This is a genomic window from Komarekiella delphini-convector SJRDD-AB1 (assembly GCF_014831675.1).
In the GTDB taxonomy this organism is placed as follows: Bacteria; Cyanobacteriota; Cyanobacteriia; order Cyanobacteriales; family Nostocaceae; genus Komarekiella.
Genome location: NZ_VJXY01000065.1, coordinates 13,800 through 30,861, shown reverse-complemented (window position 1 = coordinate 30,861; position 17,062 = coordinate 13,800). Strand labels below are relative to the sequence as shown.

General features: G+C 43.1%; 19 protein-coding genes. 8 read left to right on the top strand and 11 right to left on the bottom strand.

Annotation, left to right across the window (positions count from 1 at the left end; translation table 11 throughout):
* The coding region (locus FNW02_RS32980) for a DUF4231 domain-containing protein (protein WP_191761721.1) at positions 1–509 on the top strand (509 nt) is incomplete at its 5' end.
* Between the two features lie 384 nt (positions 510–893).
* On the opposite strand, the gene FNW02_RS32975 is transcribed toward FNW02_RS32980, so the two are convergent.
* The 9 genes from FNW02_RS32975 to FNW02_RS32935 form a co-directional block, all read right to left on the bottom strand.
* Positions 894–1,481: a hypothetical protein gene (locus tag FNW02_RS32975; RefSeq protein WP_191761720.1), complete on the bottom strand. Its 588-nt coding sequence runs from the start codon at positions 1,479–1,481 to the stop codon at positions 894–896.
* A 4-nt stretch (positions 1,482–1,485) separates the two neighbouring features.
* Positions 1,486–2,946, bottom strand: a complete 1,461-nt coding sequence (locus FNW02_RS32970) for a hypothetical protein (RefSeq protein ID WP_191761718.1) — start codon at positions 2,944–2,946, stop codon at positions 1,486–1,488.
* Entirely contained in the window at positions 2,943–3,512 is a 570-nt protein-coding gene (locus FNW02_RS32965) for a hypothetical protein (protein WP_191761717.1), read from the bottom strand. Before FNW02_RS32965 ends, FNW02_RS32970 begins: the two co-directional genes overlap by 4 nt.
* Before the next feature lie 63 nt (positions 3,513–3,575).
* Positions 3,576–4,229: a hypothetical protein gene (locus FNW02_RS32960; RefSeq protein ID WP_191761715.1), complete on the bottom strand. Its 654-nt coding sequence runs from the start codon at positions 4,227–4,229 to the stop codon at positions 3,576–3,578.
* A 248-nt stretch (positions 4,230–4,477) separates the two neighbouring features.
* Positions 4,478–5,146: a hypothetical protein gene (locus tag FNW02_RS32955; RefSeq protein WP_191761713.1), complete on the bottom strand. Its 669-nt coding sequence runs from the start codon at positions 5,144–5,146 to the stop codon at positions 4,478–4,480.
* A gap of 12 nt (positions 5,147–5,158) precedes the next feature.
* Positions 5,159–5,671 carry a hypothetical protein gene (locus FNW02_RS32950; RefSeq protein WP_191761711.1) on the bottom strand — a complete coding sequence of 171 codons (513 nt, stop codon included), beginning with the start codon at positions 5,669–5,671 and terminating at the stop codon, positions 5,159–5,161.
* 346 nt (positions 5,672–6,017) lie between these two features.
* Positions 6,018–6,293, bottom strand: coding sequence for a hypothetical protein (locus tag FNW02_RS32945; protein WP_191761709.1), 276 nt, complete (start codon positions 6,291–6,293; stop codon positions 6,018–6,020).
* Complete coding sequence (locus tag FNW02_RS32940) at positions 6,286–6,855, bottom strand: hypothetical protein (RefSeq protein ID WP_191761707.1); 570 nt, start codon at positions 6,853–6,855, stop codon at positions 6,286–6,288. The genes FNW02_RS32945 and FNW02_RS32940 overlap by 8 nt, the downstream gene beginning before the upstream one ends.
* Before the next feature lie 3 nt (positions 6,856–6,858).
* The gene (locus FNW02_RS32935) at positions 6,859–7,011 is read right to left on the bottom strand and encodes a hypothetical protein (RefSeq protein WP_190959191.1); all 153 of its coding nucleotides are present in this window, start codon (positions 7,009–7,011) and stop codon (positions 6,859–6,861) included.
* 337 nt (positions 7,012–7,348) lie between these two features.
* Here FNW02_RS32935 and FNW02_RS32930 point away from each other — a divergent pair, with 337 nt between their 5' ends.
* The 5 genes from FNW02_RS32930 (at position 7,349) to FNW02_RS32910 (ending at position 12,585) form a co-directional block, all read left to right on the top strand.
* Entirely contained in the window at positions 7,349–7,528 is a 180-nt protein-coding gene (locus FNW02_RS32930) for a hypothetical protein (protein WP_190959192.1), read from the top strand.
* Positions 7,525–7,737: a hypothetical protein gene (locus tag FNW02_RS32925; RefSeq protein WP_191761705.1), complete on the top strand. Its 213-nt coding sequence runs from the start codon at positions 7,525–7,527 to the stop codon at positions 7,735–7,737. Before FNW02_RS32930 ends, FNW02_RS32925 begins: the two co-directional genes overlap by 4 nt.
* The gene (locus FNW02_RS32920) at positions 7,730–7,969 is read left to right on the top strand and encodes a hypothetical protein (RefSeq protein ID WP_191761704.1); all 240 of its coding nucleotides are present in this window, start codon (positions 7,730–7,732) and stop codon (positions 7,967–7,969) included. Before FNW02_RS32925 ends, FNW02_RS32920 begins: the two co-directional genes overlap by 8 nt.
* A gap of 91 nt (positions 7,970–8,060) precedes the next feature.
* The gene (locus FNW02_RS32915) at positions 8,061–8,786 is read left to right on the top strand and encodes a hypothetical protein (RefSeq protein WP_191761702.1); all 726 of its coding nucleotides are present in this window, start codon (positions 8,061–8,063) and stop codon (positions 8,784–8,786) included.
* A gap of 259 nt (positions 8,787–9,045) precedes the next feature.
* Positions 9,046–12,585 (top strand): PriCT-2 domain-containing protein, encoded by a 3,540-nt coding sequence (locus FNW02_RS32910; RefSeq protein WP_191761700.1) that lies wholly within the window; start codon positions 9,046–9,048, stop codon positions 12,583–12,585.
* A 468-nt stretch (positions 12,586–13,053) separates the two neighbouring features.
* On the opposite strand, the gene FNW02_RS32905 is transcribed toward FNW02_RS32910, so the two are convergent.
* Both FNW02_RS32905 and FNW02_RS32900 read right to left on the bottom strand, forming a co-directional pair.
* A complete protein-coding gene (locus tag FNW02_RS32905; RefSeq protein ID WP_191761698.1) occupies positions 13,054–13,854 on the bottom strand; it encodes a P-loop NTPase family protein in 801 nt (266 codons plus the stop codon).
* An 8-nt stretch (positions 13,855–13,862) separates the two neighbouring features.
* A complete protein-coding gene (locus FNW02_RS32900; RefSeq protein ID WP_191761696.1) occupies positions 13,863–14,366 on the bottom strand; it encodes a hypothetical protein in 504 nt (167 codons plus the stop codon).
* A 535-nt stretch (positions 14,367–14,901) separates the two neighbouring features.
* Between FNW02_RS32900 and FNW02_RS32895 the strand changes: the two genes are divergently transcribed.
* Together FNW02_RS32895 and FNW02_RS32890 are read left to right on the top strand one after the other, a co-directional pair.
* On the top strand, positions 14,902–15,348 hold the full coding sequence (locus tag FNW02_RS32895) for a plasmid mobilization protein (RefSeq protein ID WP_225226083.1): 447 nt from the start codon (positions 14,902–14,904) through the stop codon (positions 15,346–15,348).
* Complete coding sequence (locus tag FNW02_RS32890; protein ID WP_191761692.1) at positions 15,329–16,861, top strand: relaxase/mobilization nuclease domain-containing protein; 1,533 nt, start codon at positions 15,329–15,331, stop codon at positions 16,859–16,861. The genes FNW02_RS32895 and FNW02_RS32890 overlap by 20 nt, the downstream gene beginning before the upstream one ends.
* Positions 16,862–17,062 lie beyond the last annotated feature (201 nt).

Below are 17,062 nucleotides of genomic sequence, written 5' to 3'. Positions count from 1 at the left end.
TGTGTGCTGAGTTTCCTGATATCGTAATTCACACAATCGATAAGTCCAGCGCCGAAGGTACTAAAGCAGAATTTCTTAAAGAAAAAATTTCAAAACAAATAGATTCTTTCAAGAAACGCAAAGAACGCAATCAAAAAAAAGCAATCAAGCTGAGGATTATATCAACAACTTTAGCAGCTATCACAACTGTTCTACTTGGATTGAATGGATTCAACTTGTCAGCAAAACTTGTGGTACACAATATCGCTTTTGTTTTCAGTGCAGTAGTTACATTGATGAGTGCTTTAGATACCCTCTTCAATTACAGAGGTTTGTGGATTCGATACCAAGGAACTGTCAATGATTTATACGAGCTGAAAACAGATTTAGATTATTTACTTACACAAGGAATTCAAAATGTAGCAGAAGAAGATTTAGATAAACTTTATCAACGATACCAATTTATTCTGAAAGAAACTAACTCCAGTTGGTCGGAATTCCGAAAGGAGCAGAAATCTACGAGTTCCTAACTCTCACCGATGGGCTAACCCGGCATAGAAGGAATGAAGATAGCGGGATTATCATCTCTCAAAGAGAAGGTAGAGGTTTTTACAAACTTGTGAGCATAGAAATTCAAGAGATTCAATCCCCAGATCAAATACGCTCTAAATATGTGACGAATTCCCGTTGCTAAGAAGTTCGCCACGGTAATAAAGTCGAAATTCCATAATTTATTCTCATGATATTAATATAGTTTAAAGTTTAGTTGAAAATGCTTCTTGAAAGCTGTGCTTATGTTCGCAGTCCACTAAAAAGCCTTCGGATAATCACCGAGGGCTTTTAGTTTCTGTCTCTTGTCTTTATTCTGTCTAATCGTCTGTCTGCCTCTGTCCATTGCTGCATAAGCATTCTGTCTAGTTCTGTCCGTTCTGTCCATCTGTCTGTTTTTGGGAAATTTCGATGGTCGTAGCATCCAGCCAGACGGCCAGACTCGCCTCTACCAACTCATTAAACAGTCGCTTCAATTCCTCCGAACTGAACCGTTGACCTTTTACTTTAAAGTTGGGCTGTATCTCCTGTATGACTGCCGATTTTCTTCCGGTGCGCTGGAGGAATTGCAGCAGTGATTGGGCAGAGGGTGTTAGGGATGGGGTAGGGCTTATTTCTGCCGGGGGCTTTTCTAAATTAAATTCCAATTGCCAGATCCGCTCTGCTGTTTGGTGATCTCTGGAAAGTTGGGGTGAACTTGGGTTAGAGCCTGCCTGTGTCACAGTCCCATCAAGCCTAAAATCAATACGCTTGCGATCAAGCTTAGGCAGTTCAATTGGTAGCCATTGCTCATGCCCAGGTAACTTAATTGCTCCCTTACCACTGGATTTGGACTCTGTATTGATTGGGTCAACTGAGGCGAATAGCTCAATCTCCAGCAGTGCTGCATCCTTGAGCTTAGATAACCCTTTGCCTTTGGCTAAAATCTCCATTTTGCTCAAGGGCGAACGCATAAATTTACGCATCAAAAGAAATCGGCTTACCGTTGAAATGATTGTAAATATCCTCCGGGTTAAACCAGCTTGGCAGTGTACGCTCTGCGTCTTTTAATTCCTCGCCGTTATCATCAAGCAAGCCACGAACAATCTTAACTCTGGACAGTGGTGTTTTACCATTAGCTGAGAATTTTTGAATAAGGATTGTACCCGCCTCCCTCATTGCTTGTGTACCTGATGGATAGCTTGAATTCGTGTCATTATGGGTGATACCAGTTACATGAACTTTTGCTTTTCTAGTGTCTGTAAGATGCAGTTTGTAAAACTTTTCTGCGGGTTCACCAATCAATGATTTCAGATTGGTGTACTCATCAATAAGCACTTGTTCAGGCGTTATAGTCGCGGGTTGCTCTAAGTCATTCTTCCCTTTAATTCTTAATAGCCAATGCTCACACAGTCCATCAAGTGCAGTATCTATCTCTAACTCGGACTCTGCAATATTTTGAGTATCAAGATATCGCCATGCTTTGGAGTTATCCCCAGTCGCGTGGCGGTCAATTAAGTAATAAATGGGAATTCCTAAGCAATGCTTTCTCACAAGAGCTATAGCCGCGCTCGTGTAAGTTTTACCTGACCCCTGGCGACCGATTAACCACAGGGGGGTTAGGTTGTCGATAATCTTCCACAACCAGCCCGACTCATGAGTTTTAAGCGCTTCTATAAGCTCAGTTGCTCGTTGCTGGTCAACTGACTGCTGATTGTCACTGTCTGCGATCGCGCCCTTGGTTTTACCCTCAATCTTGCTGCGTTCAAGTTCAGCTTTCGCCCTGTCTCTCAGGTTCTCAGCAATAGTTTTATCCATCACAGAATGATTAACAGCACGGGCTTTCATAAAGTCCTCTAGCTGAATTCGAGCCTTAGCGCGTTCGTTTTCCTCATCGGTCAGTCCTAATGCTTTGCGTTCTTCTGTGTCCAGTCCTGACAGCCCATCTTTTAAGCGTTCACTGTAAAGCTGGGTCGAATGCTGCTTAATTTCACGTTTGTACTTATTATGCTGCCAAGTTGCATAGTCGCCAGTCTTTTCGAGTTCGCCCAATTCATAATCCGTGCGCTTGAGGCGTTGCGAACGCACGAGCAAACAACCCACGACACCCCATAGCCCAATAACTGCAATTCCATATCCTAGCAACTGATTAGGGTTGTCTGTGGGCAAATCACGCACCCATTGAATAGCATCGCCCTTGTAGGGAATGATGCTGCCATACAATCCGTAGCGCTGCCATTCTTCAGTGAGGACAAAACGCGGCATCTGGCAAAAACGCTTATCCAAAGCTATTTGGCTGTGTACGCCGTTTGCTGACCTTGGGCAGAACTGAATCTGTGTCAAATCATAAGGCTGACGTGTTTGCGATGTTGCTAGCCCGATGACTGCGGCTACACCACACACACCAGCCAGTGCTAACTCGAAAACACCCTGTTTCATGAGCGCCCCTTAAAAATAATTGCAATAGAGCCAATGAATAAAACCAACGCAACTGCAATACTTACCCAAGGGTCTGATTGTGGATTCTGTTTTTCAATGGTTTGGATGTCTTGGCTAATCTGGGTGACTGTTTCTTTAGTTAAATTCTCAAAATATTGATGGTCTTTGACTGCTAACCAAGTTGTGATACCTGCAAATACCAAGCCCCCAGCAGTTTTTATAAGATTTTGCATATTATCTACCTCTAGTCCATCACTGTTGTAATTAACTCTCAAGCCCGTTAGCCCAGCGAGAGAGCCAACGCTGCATATAGAAAATGAGAGCGAAATTGCCAGCCAGAGATTAACGCCACCGCCAGTTATTAAGAGATATTTAGCTATAAAGAATCCCGTAGAATTTAGCGACCAACCGACAAAGAATCTAGTCAACTTTTCAGTTGTATTGATAACATCTTTCCGGTGCTGCTTGCGTGACTCCAGGTGTTCTATCAAGTCTTTTGGTAATGGCGTATCTGGGGCGATTTCGCTTACTACTTCTTCTTGTGACTCATCAATGTCGTATGTCATATCTGTATTAGGTATTTCTCGAACCCGTCAGCGCTCGGCTAAAGTTACTGACGGGTTTAGTTATTAGAAACCTATCAGGGCATCCTTGATTTTCTGTACAATCGAGCGCCCAGCATATTGCTTTTTAGGTTTAAAATCATCACGAGCGTTATCACCCATTTCTAAGTAATACTTGCCTAGTTCTCTATCATGTTGTAGGTCAATTGTTTGTTGTCTAATATCTGTCTGCAATTCCGCCTGCAACATCTTGTATTCGCCATCAACTTGCATCATGTGTTTATCCACCCATGCTTTCAGCAATAGATGGTCTGTTGCTTGTTGATGGCGTAGCGCTTCTTTCTCTTTGGATGAAGCAAAATCAAGCTTCATCTCTTCTAGGATATTTGCTAGATGAGTATCAGCTAAAATCGCTGACTGTACTGCTCTTTCAATTTTTTCGCCGCTAACACCAGCTTGTTTGTAGATGTCGCTAAGGACTACATTTAAATCCTCAGTCCCTTTGATAGCAGCTAGCATTTGCTCTCTAACCTGTGGGGCGAATTCGCTAATCTTTGCCCCGTCATTACCCATTTGTCCTATTAACTTCAGGGCTGATTTATCACCTGTTAACGCTCTGAGTACTAAGTTGCTAGATGCATTGAATTTAGTTTTTAATTGGCGCTCTAGGTGGCGTGATTTGGAAGTTACCAGATTCTTTAGCTTGATTGAACTTTTCACAGCGATATTCCTTCTCTGGGGTAAAGATTTGATTGCAGTGATACTCCATTCGCCTTACATATTGCTCAATAGTTGACTTTCGTTTGAGATATTGCTCTTTGCTTGATTGCTCTAGCATTGGCAGATATACCCAGTTGTGTAAGGGTAAAATCACAGCAGAAAGCGCAACCAAACTAACAGCAATTCTTGAGAAGTAGCTCAGACTACAAGAGCGAATTACCAAGCACTCAAGCAGCGTCAAATCATCACTATTGAGCCGCGTTGAGCCTTGCGAGGATTGAGAATTGGGTGCTTTTAATGTTTTGGCGGATGACTCCCATATCCGCTTTCATGTCTCCTGAGAAGTTGTTAACCTTTTGGTTCAATCTAGAAGCCCTGTTGCTTACGTGTTCTCGCAAGTCTTGAGCGTTAGTCTCAAATGATTGCTCAATGACATCAAATTTCTGATCAACGTAGTTCTTGATTGCAGCCGTTACAGTACTGATAAATTGGCTGTAGTCGGTAAAAGTGTCGTCAACGTTAAGAGCGATACTTAATGTTTCTTGTTCGGTTAACTCAAACCCCAGCGCCGATGATTGGGCTGTTACAAAGGAACGCTTATCTGAGCTAGTTACAGTGATGCTGTTAATCTCTGGTTCGGTAAACGCAAGCTGACTATTATCAAGTTCCGGGTCAGACTGTGTATCTTCTACTTGTGAGAGAAATTTTTCTTCAACGAGTTCATCAACTACAGATAATTGGCAAGTCGTTTTTCCTTTGAGATAGTCAACGGCTTGACTCAATTGCTCTTTGGTTGGATTGTCAAGGTCATCGCACTCGACAGCAAGCGCTGCCGTTGTGTAATCATCTTTAGTGAATCCTTGATAACCCTGTTTGTACAAACGAGCGCGGACATTGTTAGTAAACTTGTCAGACATGATGATTGCTCCTTATTTGACTAGTGCTAAAACTTCGATGTTTGCAGATTTCATTGGTTGTGAGCGCTTGTTAATTGCCCATTGGGTTGCGATAAATGCAACAAGCGCTAAATCTTTGCTCTGATAAGATTGAAGGGACTTATAACTAAGGTCAGCTTGGCTAAACCAGTAATAACGAGTGCTGCGGGGTACATCGTCAAGATTGATTTTTAGATAGTCTGCCAGCGCGACTAGGAATTGCTGACCTGTGTATTGAACTTCTTCGGCATCATAGAAGTGTTTAAAGGCTTGCCAGCGTTCGCTAAAATCAGAAGTCCTAAAAGAAAAGGCTGAACACTTGCGCTTCATGCCTGCATAGGTTTCAACAATGCTTTTTGCTTGTAAGGATTCAATTTCAAGCGAGAAATATTGTTTCAAGGATGCAACTACCCGATACCAGGTGATATCTGAAATGCCTTTTCCCGTGATGCCCTCGTAAGTTTCTTTGAGCAAGCGATACTTAGCTAGATATCTTTTTGTTGCCACATTGACTCTGTTGTATTACTTAAGTGTGTATAGAATTGACCGACTATCCGTAAAATCAGGTTATTTGAATTGCTTATTTAGCTAGAAACAGTTATCCTGATACGCCAAATTAGCTAGGCACTATCAATAACCTTGGATTTGGGACTTTAGACAAATGTGAAACTGGAGCTTTTATCGGCTATAACCACGTAATAACAAGGTTTGTCAGCTTTGATGACATACTGACACTTTTTCGTTTACCCTCACGAATACGCCCCCAAATCGCCTAGTTTTTACGTTGGCGTAGCCCGCCGCAGGCATCGCGCCGCTCAACGGGGGCATTCAACGCGGTCGCCAATCAAACACCTTAGAACAAGCTTTGCTGTATCCCCTGTCCCACTACTTGAGATTTACGGTTGGCCACCATACCAGGGACTTCATAAATCCCGTGTCTTACCTTGTTCTGATTTAGCTTGAGAGTAGCTGTCTTCCTCTGTCCGTCTAGTGGCTCGAATGTCCATTGTGGATGGTCAATCCTTGCCCAAGGGCATTTACCCGTAAAGCGATACAGCGTACCCTTGATTTGATACACTTTGCGCTGTGACAGGGTAGAAGGTTCGTAGACAGGAATTAATTCATGCATCTTTCTTTTCTCCACCAACACACGCGCCCGTCAAACTTGCACCCAGAAAGACCGCGATAGATGCGATGGCGCTTCCTTCAAAAATCTTGGCGTTGTAAATCCATGTGGGTTGATATTCCTCCCCTCTACTTGACTCAATCCGGTCAAAGCCGTGACAAAAGATAGCACCAACAACCATAAAACTAGTAGTTAGCAAGCTCAAAATTGCTACTTCTGACGCAGCATCAAGTATGAATGAGTTAATCTTTTCACGCCAAGTCTTCACACGACTAATGTGCATTACTGGCTTCTGTTCTAGATATGAATGCCACTCAGAATCAGTAAAATTTGAGGGCTTGTAATCATAGGGTTCGTGTTCGTCAAGTAGTTCACCTACTGCTTGAATTGCATCGCCTAACATCACATCTGGAGAGTATTCCAGTTGTCTGAATTCCTCTGAATCTCGGATTTCTCTGAGCCAGCGATCTATTGCTTCTAACCTTCGTAATTGATTTTGATTAAGCATTACTTTTTCAAAAGGTAGTTCGTTGATTGCTTCTAAGTTGCGTAAATTAATATGCATCGTTTAAGCCTCCTTTATTGCTTTGACAAAACGTTCGCCGTAATTCTTGAGCAAAAGCACAAATAGCTGACTGTGTGTTGAAACGCCTGTTTCCTTGCAAATGTGGTCGGCAAGGGGTATCAAATCTTGAGGTAATACAATTCGTTTCTGATTCATGGCTTTTCTACTAGCTAATTACTGCCAGCTACGGCAGTAGAAAATCAAGAAAATATGACCCTACTCTCGCCGTCTCCATCACGGTGCAGAAGTTTATCACGAACGCAGATATAAGCCACGACCGCAGATTCAGCTTGAATTTATAAGATGTTTATTGTGTGTGTGAACGTTTCAGAGTTTTAAACAACCTCGTCTTGAGGAGTCCGCAGTGTTTTACGTCTAGCCCTTACTGTTTTTCGGTTCTCTGTGTGCTAATATAGCACAAGAAAGCACAAATATGTCAAGGAGTGGCGTGATAAATTGTGTGATGATGGCACAAAAGAGCTAAAACTCACACATGGAGAAAAAGAGAGTAAATGTTTATTTCAGTGAAGATGACGAGATAGAGCTTTACGCAACAATCGAAGCGCTTGCAAAAGAGGAAAAGCGCTCAGTCAATCAGCAGATAAAAGTCATGCTGGCTGAGGCAGCAAACGCACGCCGTGAGCGCTCACAACAAAATAAGGAGATAATTTGACAGAAGAAAAACAGCCAAACGACGGTATAGAGCGCGTTGAAGGGAAATTTGACCCTTTAGCCGAGACTAGATATTGGCTGCCTGCCGCTTCAGAGCAACACTGCAAAAGGATAGGCAGAAAAAGGGGAATACGATTAGTTAAAGTTGTTGATACCAAGATAGAACCTTTACCAATAATTTGTATTTTTGAGGAACACCCAGATGAGTGAAACAACTACTCAGATACCAGTAAGCGAATTAATCCCAATGCTGACCGCGATCAGCGATCGCAACTGGGAAGGCTTTAAAGAAGTTGAAAAACAATTCGTTACAAAACACGGTATAGAAGCTTGGGAAGATTTTTTTGCTTTTCGACTGAAGCCAGCTTTGGATAAAGAATCTGATAGATGGCTGCTAGTTCAGTGGTGTAGCAAAGGTTTTACAGTGAAAGATGTAGCGTGAACCACGAGGCGTAAACTCATAGGCACGTTAGCCCATCGGGGCAAAATCAAGCAGCTAGTATTATTTCACATCATTAATTTTGATGTCGCCAATGTTAGCCGTAAAAGACCCGTCAAGCAATTTTCAACTCCCGCCGCACAACGAACCGGCGTTAGAGTGGCTTAGGGAGGCGATAGATCATGAATCCGCTCTGGCTCTAGCGGCTAGTGGTTCTGCGTTGGCTACAGGTGGCATAGTTCATCCATTAGGCTGGTTACTTTTTGGATTAGCTTACAAACCGTTGATACGACTTGAAAAAATTGTGCGGCTGGAAAAATTAACAGCCCTACTTTTGGATGAGTTTAAAAGCGAGGGTATACAAGTCTTTCCAGTACTTCAGATCGAGTCCAAGAACCCTATCGACTTGTTTGTAAGATTTCCACGAACAACTCACTTGTTTATCTCCATCCGCTCGAAAGGAAACAGCGAGATTGTTTACAACGAAAAGAGGGAACTTTTGCAGGTTAAGAGGAAAAATAAGGGTGGTTTAAGAACCTGGGAACCTTGCCCTCTGGTTGAGCTAGCAGATTATAAAAGCTGGCTTGACAAGAATAGAAATTTGTTTGGGATGTCCTCTCGTGAAGCTCAAAAGACACCCACAGCAAAAGTTTTGGTCTTATGGCCTCCAACTAAGGCGGCTAGTGACCACAACTCACATCTTTATTCTGAGATTGGAAGTATGAAAATTCTAGCTCTTAGAAGAAAAGGCACTGCGTTTGTTATTCAAAAGGAGGAAGTTACCGAGTTTATCAAGGCTTGGTTAGCCCAGTACAAATAGGTTAAACAATGAAAACCTCACGTCCTGCGAGGACAGCGAGGTTTTCAAATGGAATTGGGGTATCGGGTTGCGAAGCCTAATTAATATCCCTAATAGTAATCTTATCAAACCTTTTGAAGTGTCAACTCTTTGTAACACTTACTACTCAGAAAAACTTAAACTCAGGATTTTTACTGTTTATATTTCTGAACGGTTGTATTAAAAGATTACTTGCGGGATAGCTCCAATTCCTCCAACACACTTCAGGAGGATGAGCTTTATGTCACAATTACAACAAATTAATAACTCAGTACCAGCACAATCAGCAGACAAATCAGAAACTTTTTCTGCGGCTTTGACAGAACAAGAGTTGATTGAGGATCGCAAAATCAAGTTTGCGTTTAACGCCACAGGCAGAAACAAAGACTGGGACTTTAAGAAGCTGGCCGCTAACTTTCAAGATACAGAAGGTACTCTAGGCGATGTCCAGAAACATATTAAAGCAGGCCACGCAATCTGTGCTGGATTGTTAGGTGGTAAATGGCGCAGTAAGGCCAATGTACACGGTTCTCAATGGCTACTACTTGACATTGATAATTCCAGTATTGCCCGTGATGCCTATGACAAGCCGATTTTGGACGAACACGGCAATTCTATCAAAGTTTACGATCACCAATTAACCATTGAAGAAGCGCTAGTCCATCCCTTCATCCAAAAACACTGCGCTTTAATGTACACGACTGTCAGTCATAAATCAGACTGGCATAAATTCCGGTTGGTTTTCCCTCTGCCCCAATATGTTCAGGGTGCTGATACTGTAGAAGCTTGTACACGCTTCTTGATGCAGCAGTTGCCCCATGACCCTGCTTGTAAAGACGCTTCCCGTGTATTTTACGGCAGTACTGAAGCCGAATTCCCCCTGGTCAACCCCCAAGCAACCCTACCAAAAGAATGGGTAAGTGAGGCGATCACGATCGCACAACAGGAGCGGGAGGAGTATCAGCGACGAATTCAAGAAATTGAGTCACGGCGGCAACAATGGCGCGAAATCTCCGACGTTGAAGGCTGGGACATTGACAAGCTAATCCAACAAGCACTCTCACTCATCCCACCACGCACCCCAGGTAGCGGCAATTATGACGAGTGCCGTCAGGTTTTGATGGCACTGGTTAATCACTATGGGCCATCTGAGGCGGAAATCATAGCCGAGCAGTGGTCACCTTCAATTAAGGGTACAACTTGGAACATCCACGCCAAGATTCGCAGTTTTCGGCGTAGAGGGATCACGATCGGGACACTGTTTCACATTGCCAAGCAGTATGGCTTTCGTTTCCCGACTCGGCAGTATGAATCATACCAGCCCCACATTGGAATAATTAGCCGTGAACAGTGGGAGCTTGGACGAATCAGAGAGGACTTGAGCAGCTTCCAAAATTTATTGAAGCAAGCGATCGCCCCAATCGCTGAGGTATTTAAAGGATTTAAAGCCCCACCATCACCAAAGCCAGAAGCCGACACTAACAGGCCTTCGCTCAATGTAATTATCTACAAAAGGGGCAATATCCCTTTAAAAAGCTCAGTTGTAGGCGATATCTCTATCTCCTGCCAACCATCGGAACATATAGCGGCATGGGTGGAAGCTGTTTCTAAGGGCTGGACGCAAATTTTAGATAATTCCCATCCCGGACTCGGCAAGTCTTACAACGCTGGTCAACTGACAGCCGCCTTATTCGGTGTTGATAAACTAATTTACCAGGATGCAAACCACAGAAACCCATCTACACTACCGATTGAGACGAATTTTGTTGACCTGCCAGTGCGTCACAACGGCTTTAAACTCGATTCCACCCGCAAAACTCCTACAGGTTCGGACTTTCAACTGTGGACTCAAGCGGGTGAGACTGCCGACACTGATGGCAATTGTCACAGAACTTACTTATTTAGTGCCTTCCGCAATAAGAACTTTACCAGTTTAGATTTTGAAGAGAGCGGCATCAGCCCCATCTGTGGCGGTTGTTCCCTTAAAAACCAATGCCGTTTCGCCAGTGGTGACGGTTTTGGCTTCCGCTTTCAAAAACGCACAGTTATTCAACAAAACTCTGAACTCAGAGCGCACCCAGACTCTACACCTGTTACGTTAACTAACGCTGCTGATCAAACTTTTACTGTTGGGCGGTTATGGGAAGAAGCTGGCACACTTATAAAGCCCGTTCGTTCACTTGATGTAAACCGTTCTGATTTTGAAACTACCGTGGGCCAGCTGGTGCTGTTAGAACCAAATCTCCTGTCACAGCTGCAACCTGCTTTGAAAATCTTACATCAACTATTTACTCAGCAACTTAAACCAAATTCCCGCTTCGGATTTGATGATGCCAGCATTCGTGCGCTACTGGGCAAATTCCCAACAGGTTTAGATATCGAAGCGATTCGGCAAGCCTTAGAACCTGATTTAACTTTCTTAGAAGACTTAGACTCTATCGATACAAGCAAAGATAAACAACTTTCCAAAAGCGCTGCGGCTCGTTATGCTTCTAAGAAGCTAGTTAAAGACAGCGCACGGTCAGCCGGGAAAGAATTTCTTGACTTGCCTAATTACTGGTTGCCTGATTTCCTCCTCGCTTGGAAAGGTGATGGTAGTTTTCAGTGTCAATGGGGTGTACTCAGCATTTACAGACTTAACCCCAAACACCAAGACTTAGCCAACTCTGCTGTATTTAATATTTACCTTGATGCCACGTTTAAATCCCAGCAGTTGAAGTTGAAACTGGGCATTAATGACTCTGTGTTAACCATTGAGCAGCAACGCCCAGACTACGGCAATTTAAAAGTCATCAACGTTACTGGGCTGGGTAAGCTGCCCAAAAATCGCTCCCTTCCACTAAGCGCTCGTGTTAATGCCCTCAAAGAAACCTTGAAAAAACTCTGCCCCACCCTTGGGATTATCGATTGGAAACAGATTGCAACCCAAGCCGAGGGTCGCACAGAATACGGTCACTTTGTCGATGGGCGTGGTGTTAACAGGTTTAGTGATGTTTGTGCGATCGCTTCTTTTGGCATCCCCTACCAAAACATCGGTGTTTTAGCCGCACAATATCAGGTGATGACTGGGGAAAGGGTTAACCTTGAAGATGAAAATAGTACTTTCCAAAAGTATCTAAAAGACTTGATCCACGCAGAAATCATCCAAGAGATTGGGCGATTACGTTCACACCGTCGCCCCAATCAACCGCTTACATTTTACTTCTGCGCTGACTATGACATTGCTTTCCTTTTAAATGAACTACCAGGAGTGAAATTAGAAAGCGTTGATGCTTTCCAACTCTGCCCCGAAGCGGGTAACGCCAGCGAGCAGACAGGCCACGCTATAGTCAATGCCCTAAAGTCGCTTTGGCAATCGCAGCAGAAAATTACTCAACCAGCGATCGCCAACATTGCTGAAATCTCCCAAGCCTGGGTGAGCCGATTTACCCAACGCTGGGGGGGCTGGCAGCACTTTAAAAAATTATTACTCCTGCTATTAGATAGTCTTTATAGCGGTAGTAATAAAAATTTGGCTGACTTAGCCGACGATGAAAAGTGGCTAGTGCGTGAATACTTCCCGATGTTGATCACGGAATCGGAGTCATCACCTCAAACCGTTTTAGATGAAATGGCGCAAGTTGCCCAAATCATTGGTAGTAGGGCGATAAGGCAAGTAATACTGAGCTTACGTCCCCAAGTTAGGGCTTATCTACTGATGGCTTTCGTGAGTTGTCTGCCTAGTGAAGTTTACTTAAATGATTGTGTTCAGACAACTTTCTTGACTGTGCCATCAAGCTAGGGTGTTGACATCACCAAGGGAGGTATTTTCACAAAAATGCTTGCTATGTCTTGATTACAGACACTTTTATCTCAAAAACACTTTTGCACAATTCTGCACAACTGCCCAAGCCCTGAAAATCGGCGATTGAGCTGATTAATAGTGAAAGCTTGCACAATCTGTCACAGATTAGGCTATTTTACTGTGCAGAATTTACGGCTCAATATGGAGGACTCATTTGTAATGTTTTGTAGTGTATGTAGCTCATACCGGAACGCTGCTAATTCAGTCCAAACAGAAAATTAATCAAACCGCGATTGCCTCCCTTAAAGACATCTTCCGAGCCGATTAAGCCGATTTACCAAGTGCAGGGATGGCTGGCAGCGTTTTCAAAAAATATTACTCCTGCTATTAGATAGTCTTTATAGCGGTAGTAATAAAAATTTCACAGAAAACATAGTCAAATCACTCAATCGGATCTACATATTTTTAAATTTTTCGTTTTTTCAAAGTGTCCCTATCTCTGCGTTGTGCCTCTTCAAGTCTCAAAAATGAGCCACCTTTAATCAACTCTGATTCATTATTTGGTATCCACACTCCTAATCTGGCTTGCTTGCTCAGGGTTAATGTCTCGTGGTTTACTGCTTCTGTAAAAGTTAAATCAGAAAAGTCTATTGCTTCGTAGACCCTACTAACAATCGGGAAAAAATTTAGTTCGATTGCTCCTAACTCCAAGACAGTTTTCCTGGTTTTAGATTCGTTGTATTTAATGAATATCTCCTCTTCTTCTTTTTCCTCACCCCAGTACAAATTCTTCACCACTACATAGTCAACCTGATTACCACAAGTTTCTATTAACCGTTTGAGTTGAATGATGCTGTCTTTACCTCTACCTAGTACCGATACCATAGTGATGCGGTAGCCCAGGCTTGCTGATTCCATCTCTTGAACAAAATCCTGAAAATATTCCCCCACTCCAGAGGGTAGATCTACTAAAGCTACAACAGGATTTAATGTCTCTAAATCCTTTTTGAAAATTTCGCTGAAGCTCCACTGATTAAATTTAATTGTTTTTACTCCTCCTGGCACCCAAGAGTTATAGTGTCTCCACAGTTGCGGATTTGAGAAGTCGCAATCATAAGCTACAACATCAATATTGTTGGCCAAGTACATATCTAAGAGAAACCTAGCCACGATACTTTTACCTGTGCCTCCCTTTTCGCTAGTACACACCACTATTCTTTTATTGACTGCTGCTTTTTTTCCACGAGTAGTAGTTGTTTTACTCATAAACCAGCTTATAACTCTTCATCACTGTAAATTTTTGGTACAAAAGCTCCCTTGTTTGGTTTGCTCTGTGGCTCTGAAAAATCCGATTGTTGCTGTGCTGCTGGCTGTTGATTTTTGCTCTTGCTCTTTCCATCTTTTACAGGTGATGCTGATGCCTCACTACTGGCTTGAACTGCTTGCTGTATTTCAGTACCAGAATTGGATGATGTATTCTTGTCGTCGCTCTCTCCTGCTTTTTTTTGACGACGACTACTTTTCTTCAACTCACCTAATAAATATTTGATTCTGCTGCCACTCAAATTAATGCCCAGCCCTTTCAGCATCTCTGACACTTCATCATAACTATAGCCATACTTGTCAGAGGTCAGTTTCTCGATATACCGTCTCATTTTCCGAATAGCATCTCTGTCTGATACATCTTCTCGCTCTTTTGGCTTCTGTTCTTTCAGCAGTTCGATGGCCTTATCAATCTTACCCTTCGTAATTAGCTCTGAATTGTTCTGCTCACCCATTGTTTTTTTATGAATAGATAGTGATTACTTAATTACTTATTCTCTGCTATTTTTTGAACTCTCCCTGAATTGATATTGTTAATCCTAATAAAAATTGTCACCCTGCGGCTACGCAGTGACTATCATTTAGCGTTAACTAATTTCAGATTCACTGTAACGGTAACGGCTATACCGTTACCCCCATTCCAACTGATGCTTGAATTTTTGTGATTGCGGCTATCCCATTTTTACTACTCAGTCTGAGCCGATGTTCTCTAGTCCGCTCCGGCTATGCCGTCGCTAGAATTTACCCAGTGGTTTCTTTTTGAGAATTACGGCTATGCCGTTGCTATGACTCACTGTTAGTTGATAGGATTGTCAGCACTACGGCTACGCCGTATCCTGCCCCCCAGTCTCTCGCTGTGCCTCCGTACATCCGTAGCACTCGACACTTCGCCTCCCCCAAAAATGGGCTTGAAGCCAGCCATGCCTCAAAGCTTACGCTTTGTCTCGCTTCGCTCGAACGGCAAAGCTGGTTCAAGTGGGGAAGCCCCCCTTGAAAAACCCCCCTTACAATGTCCTTCAATCTTCTCATTTTATGGCGAATCGCAAGCAGTCAAAAGCCCTAGTTAGAAAGCACATCTTCCCTGTGAGATTGAGCGACATTGAACTGGATATGATTCGGATTAAATCACAGGATGCGTCCATGTCAGCGAGTGAACTGATGAGACGTAATGCGTTGATGCGTCCATTACCAAAACGACTAAGTAAAATTAGCTTGCAAACATATTGGGAGTTAGGACAAATTGGGAATAATCTCAACCAACTTGTCAAAGCCACTAACACAGCCTTAAAAATGGGTTGCACTCCACCAGCAAAACCAGAACTACTAAGAGAGCTTTTAGAATTACTGCATCAGTGCAGGCGAGACATTGCTTCTTATGATATTGATGATGACGACTGGGAGGATGAAGAGTCAGACGATGATTGGGAAGCAGACTAAAGGCAGAGGTTTTCGCAAGCTGTTGGATTATTTAGAATCCCGTGAAAATGCCCAATTAATTGGCGGTAATATGAGCGGGAGAAATGCACGTGAATTAGCGCGGGAGTTTCGCCTGTCGAGACAACTAAATTCAGATGCAGATCGAGTTGTTTATCATGTTTCTCTATCAGCAGCTAAGGGTGACTTATTAGATGATGAGAAGTGGAAAGAAATCGGCTCACGCTACATGAAGGAAATGGGCTTTGATGCTAATCAGTTTGTCATCTTTCGCCACCATAACACTGACGATGACCATATCCATATTGCAGCCAGTAGAATCAGGATGGATACTGGGCGAGTAGTGCATGATTCCTGGGATTATGTGCGCTCTGAGAAAGTGTTGCGACAAATTGAGCTTGACTATGAATTAGTGCAAGTAATTGGCAGTAGAGAGAAACTGAATCGAACACCCAGTACTGGACAAATTAGGCGCATAATAAGAGAGCAATCAGAATTTGCAGAAGGTAGGCGTGATACCCCACCAGAGCGCACCATTAAGGAGCAGATTCAGCAGACAATTGACAGCGCATCTGTTGACAATCCCCTTATGCCAGAATTTATCATGAGGTTGCAGGTTTCGGGCATCAGTTTAAAGACAGGATTTACCAGAAATGGGAAGTCGAAAGGAATTTCTTATGAAAAAGATGGGCAGGCTTTCAGTGGTACACAACTAGGTGCAGCCTACACCTTCCCAGGACTACAAAAACATCGTGGAGTTGACTACCAAGCACAACGCGATGATGGGCGCATTAATGAGGTGCTGTTAAATCCAGTTAAATCCCTGCCTCAATATCCGCCACAAAAACAAATTATTTCAGCCCAAACGCCAACTCAACCACAATTTACGCCACCACCGGAGGATGAGAGCCTGTCGGGAGCCTTACAAAATTATCTGACAATGGAACGTGGTTTACTGCCAGAACTTGTGCAACTATTACATCGGCAGGGGTTAACTTATGTAGATCAAAAACGGAATATTGTGTTTATCAAGAGGGGTTTAGATGGTGAAAAGTTAGGCGCACGAGTTTGGTCAATTCGTGAGCCAGATAATCGCACTTTTGAGTATGACAAAAATACCTTGACCTCAAAGGGTTGGTTTCACATCAACTTGGGTAAAGAGCCAAACTCTAAAATTGAGAGAGTATTCTTGTGTTCATCCCCCATCGATGCGCTCTCCTTGGCAGTATATACTTTACATGCACACTCTGGGCTACCACCACCGAATAAAACAATGTACATGGCAGTGGATGACCCTGAGAACTTACCCCTTGAGTTCCTGAGAAATTTCCCTAAAATTGGGGTGGCATTTAATAACGATGAACAAGGGAATAAAGTCGCTCGTGCAATTCAAGAATTGCTACCCCAATCTAAGAGACTCGCGCCTAATAATCCGGATTGGAATGCAGAACTTTTAGCTTATCTGCAACACGAGCAACTTGAACGCAAACAGGAGCAGCGTGGTTTGAGTCGGTGATCTCAATGTTGCCTAGAGAACTCGTTGCCGCCAACAGCAAGCTTTCAAGGTTGGCCTCCAGAGACACATTCCCAAGCCTGTTGATCCAGAAACATTAGTCAATGCAATCTCAGAAATAATCAACTCCGGCAGAAGTATATTAAATATCTAACTGTCTAACCTGTAGTGTGATCGAAGTTTTGACTTTTCCTATCAGCCTAG

Coding starts and splice junctions, on each gene's coding strand:
- FNW02_RS32965 (WP_191761717.1), bottom strand. CDS start 3,512: ATGACATACGACATTGATGAGTCACAAGAAGAAGTAGTAAGCGAAATC.
- FNW02_RS32890 (WP_191761692.1), top strand. CDS start 15,329: ATGATTGGGAAGCAGACTAAAGGCAGAGGTTTTCGCAAGCTGTTGGAT.
- FNW02_RS32920 (WP_191761704.1), top strand. CDS start 7,730: ATGAGTGAAACAACTACTCAGATACCAGTAAGCGAATTAATCCCAATG.
- FNW02_RS32910 (WP_191761700.1), top strand. CDS start 9,046: ATGTCACAATTACAACAAATTAATAACTCAGTACCAGCACAATCAGCA.
- FNW02_RS32945 (WP_191761709.1), bottom strand. CDS start 6,293: ATGCATGAATTAATTCCTGTCTACGAACCTTCTACCCTGTCACAGCGC.
- FNW02_RS32970 (WP_191761718.1), bottom strand. CDS start 2,946: ATGAAACAGGGTGTTTTCGAGTTAGCACTGGCTGGTGTGTGTGGTGTA.
- FNW02_RS32955 (WP_191761713.1), bottom strand. CDS start 5,146: ATGTCTGACAAGTTTACTAACAATGTCCGCGCTCGTTTGTACAAACAG.
- FNW02_RS32900 (WP_191761696.1), bottom strand. CDS start 14,366: ATGGGTGAGCAGAACAATTCAGAGCTAATTACGAAGGGTAAGATTGAT.
- FNW02_RS32940 (WP_191761707.1), bottom strand. CDS start 6,855: ATGCATATTAATTTACGCAACTTAGAAGCAATCAACGAACTACCTTTT.
- FNW02_RS32905 (WP_191761698.1), bottom strand. CDS start 13,854: ATGAGTAAAACAACTACTACTCGTGGAAAAAAAGCAGCAGTCAATAAA.
- FNW02_RS32975 (WP_191761720.1), bottom strand. CDS start 1,481: ATGCGTTCGCCCTTGAGCAAAATGGAGATTTTAGCCAAAGGCAAAGGG.
- FNW02_RS32930 (WP_190959192.1), top strand. CDS start 7,349: ATGGAGAAAAAGAGAGTAAATGTTTATTTCAGTGAAGATGACGAGATA.
- FNW02_RS32915 (WP_191761702.1), top strand. CDS start 8,061: ATGTTAGCCGTAAAAGACCCGTCAAGCAATTTTCAACTCCCGCCGCAC.
- FNW02_RS32935 (WP_190959191.1), bottom strand. CDS start 7,011: ATGAATCAGAAACGAATTGTATTACCTCAAGATTTGATACCCCTTGCC.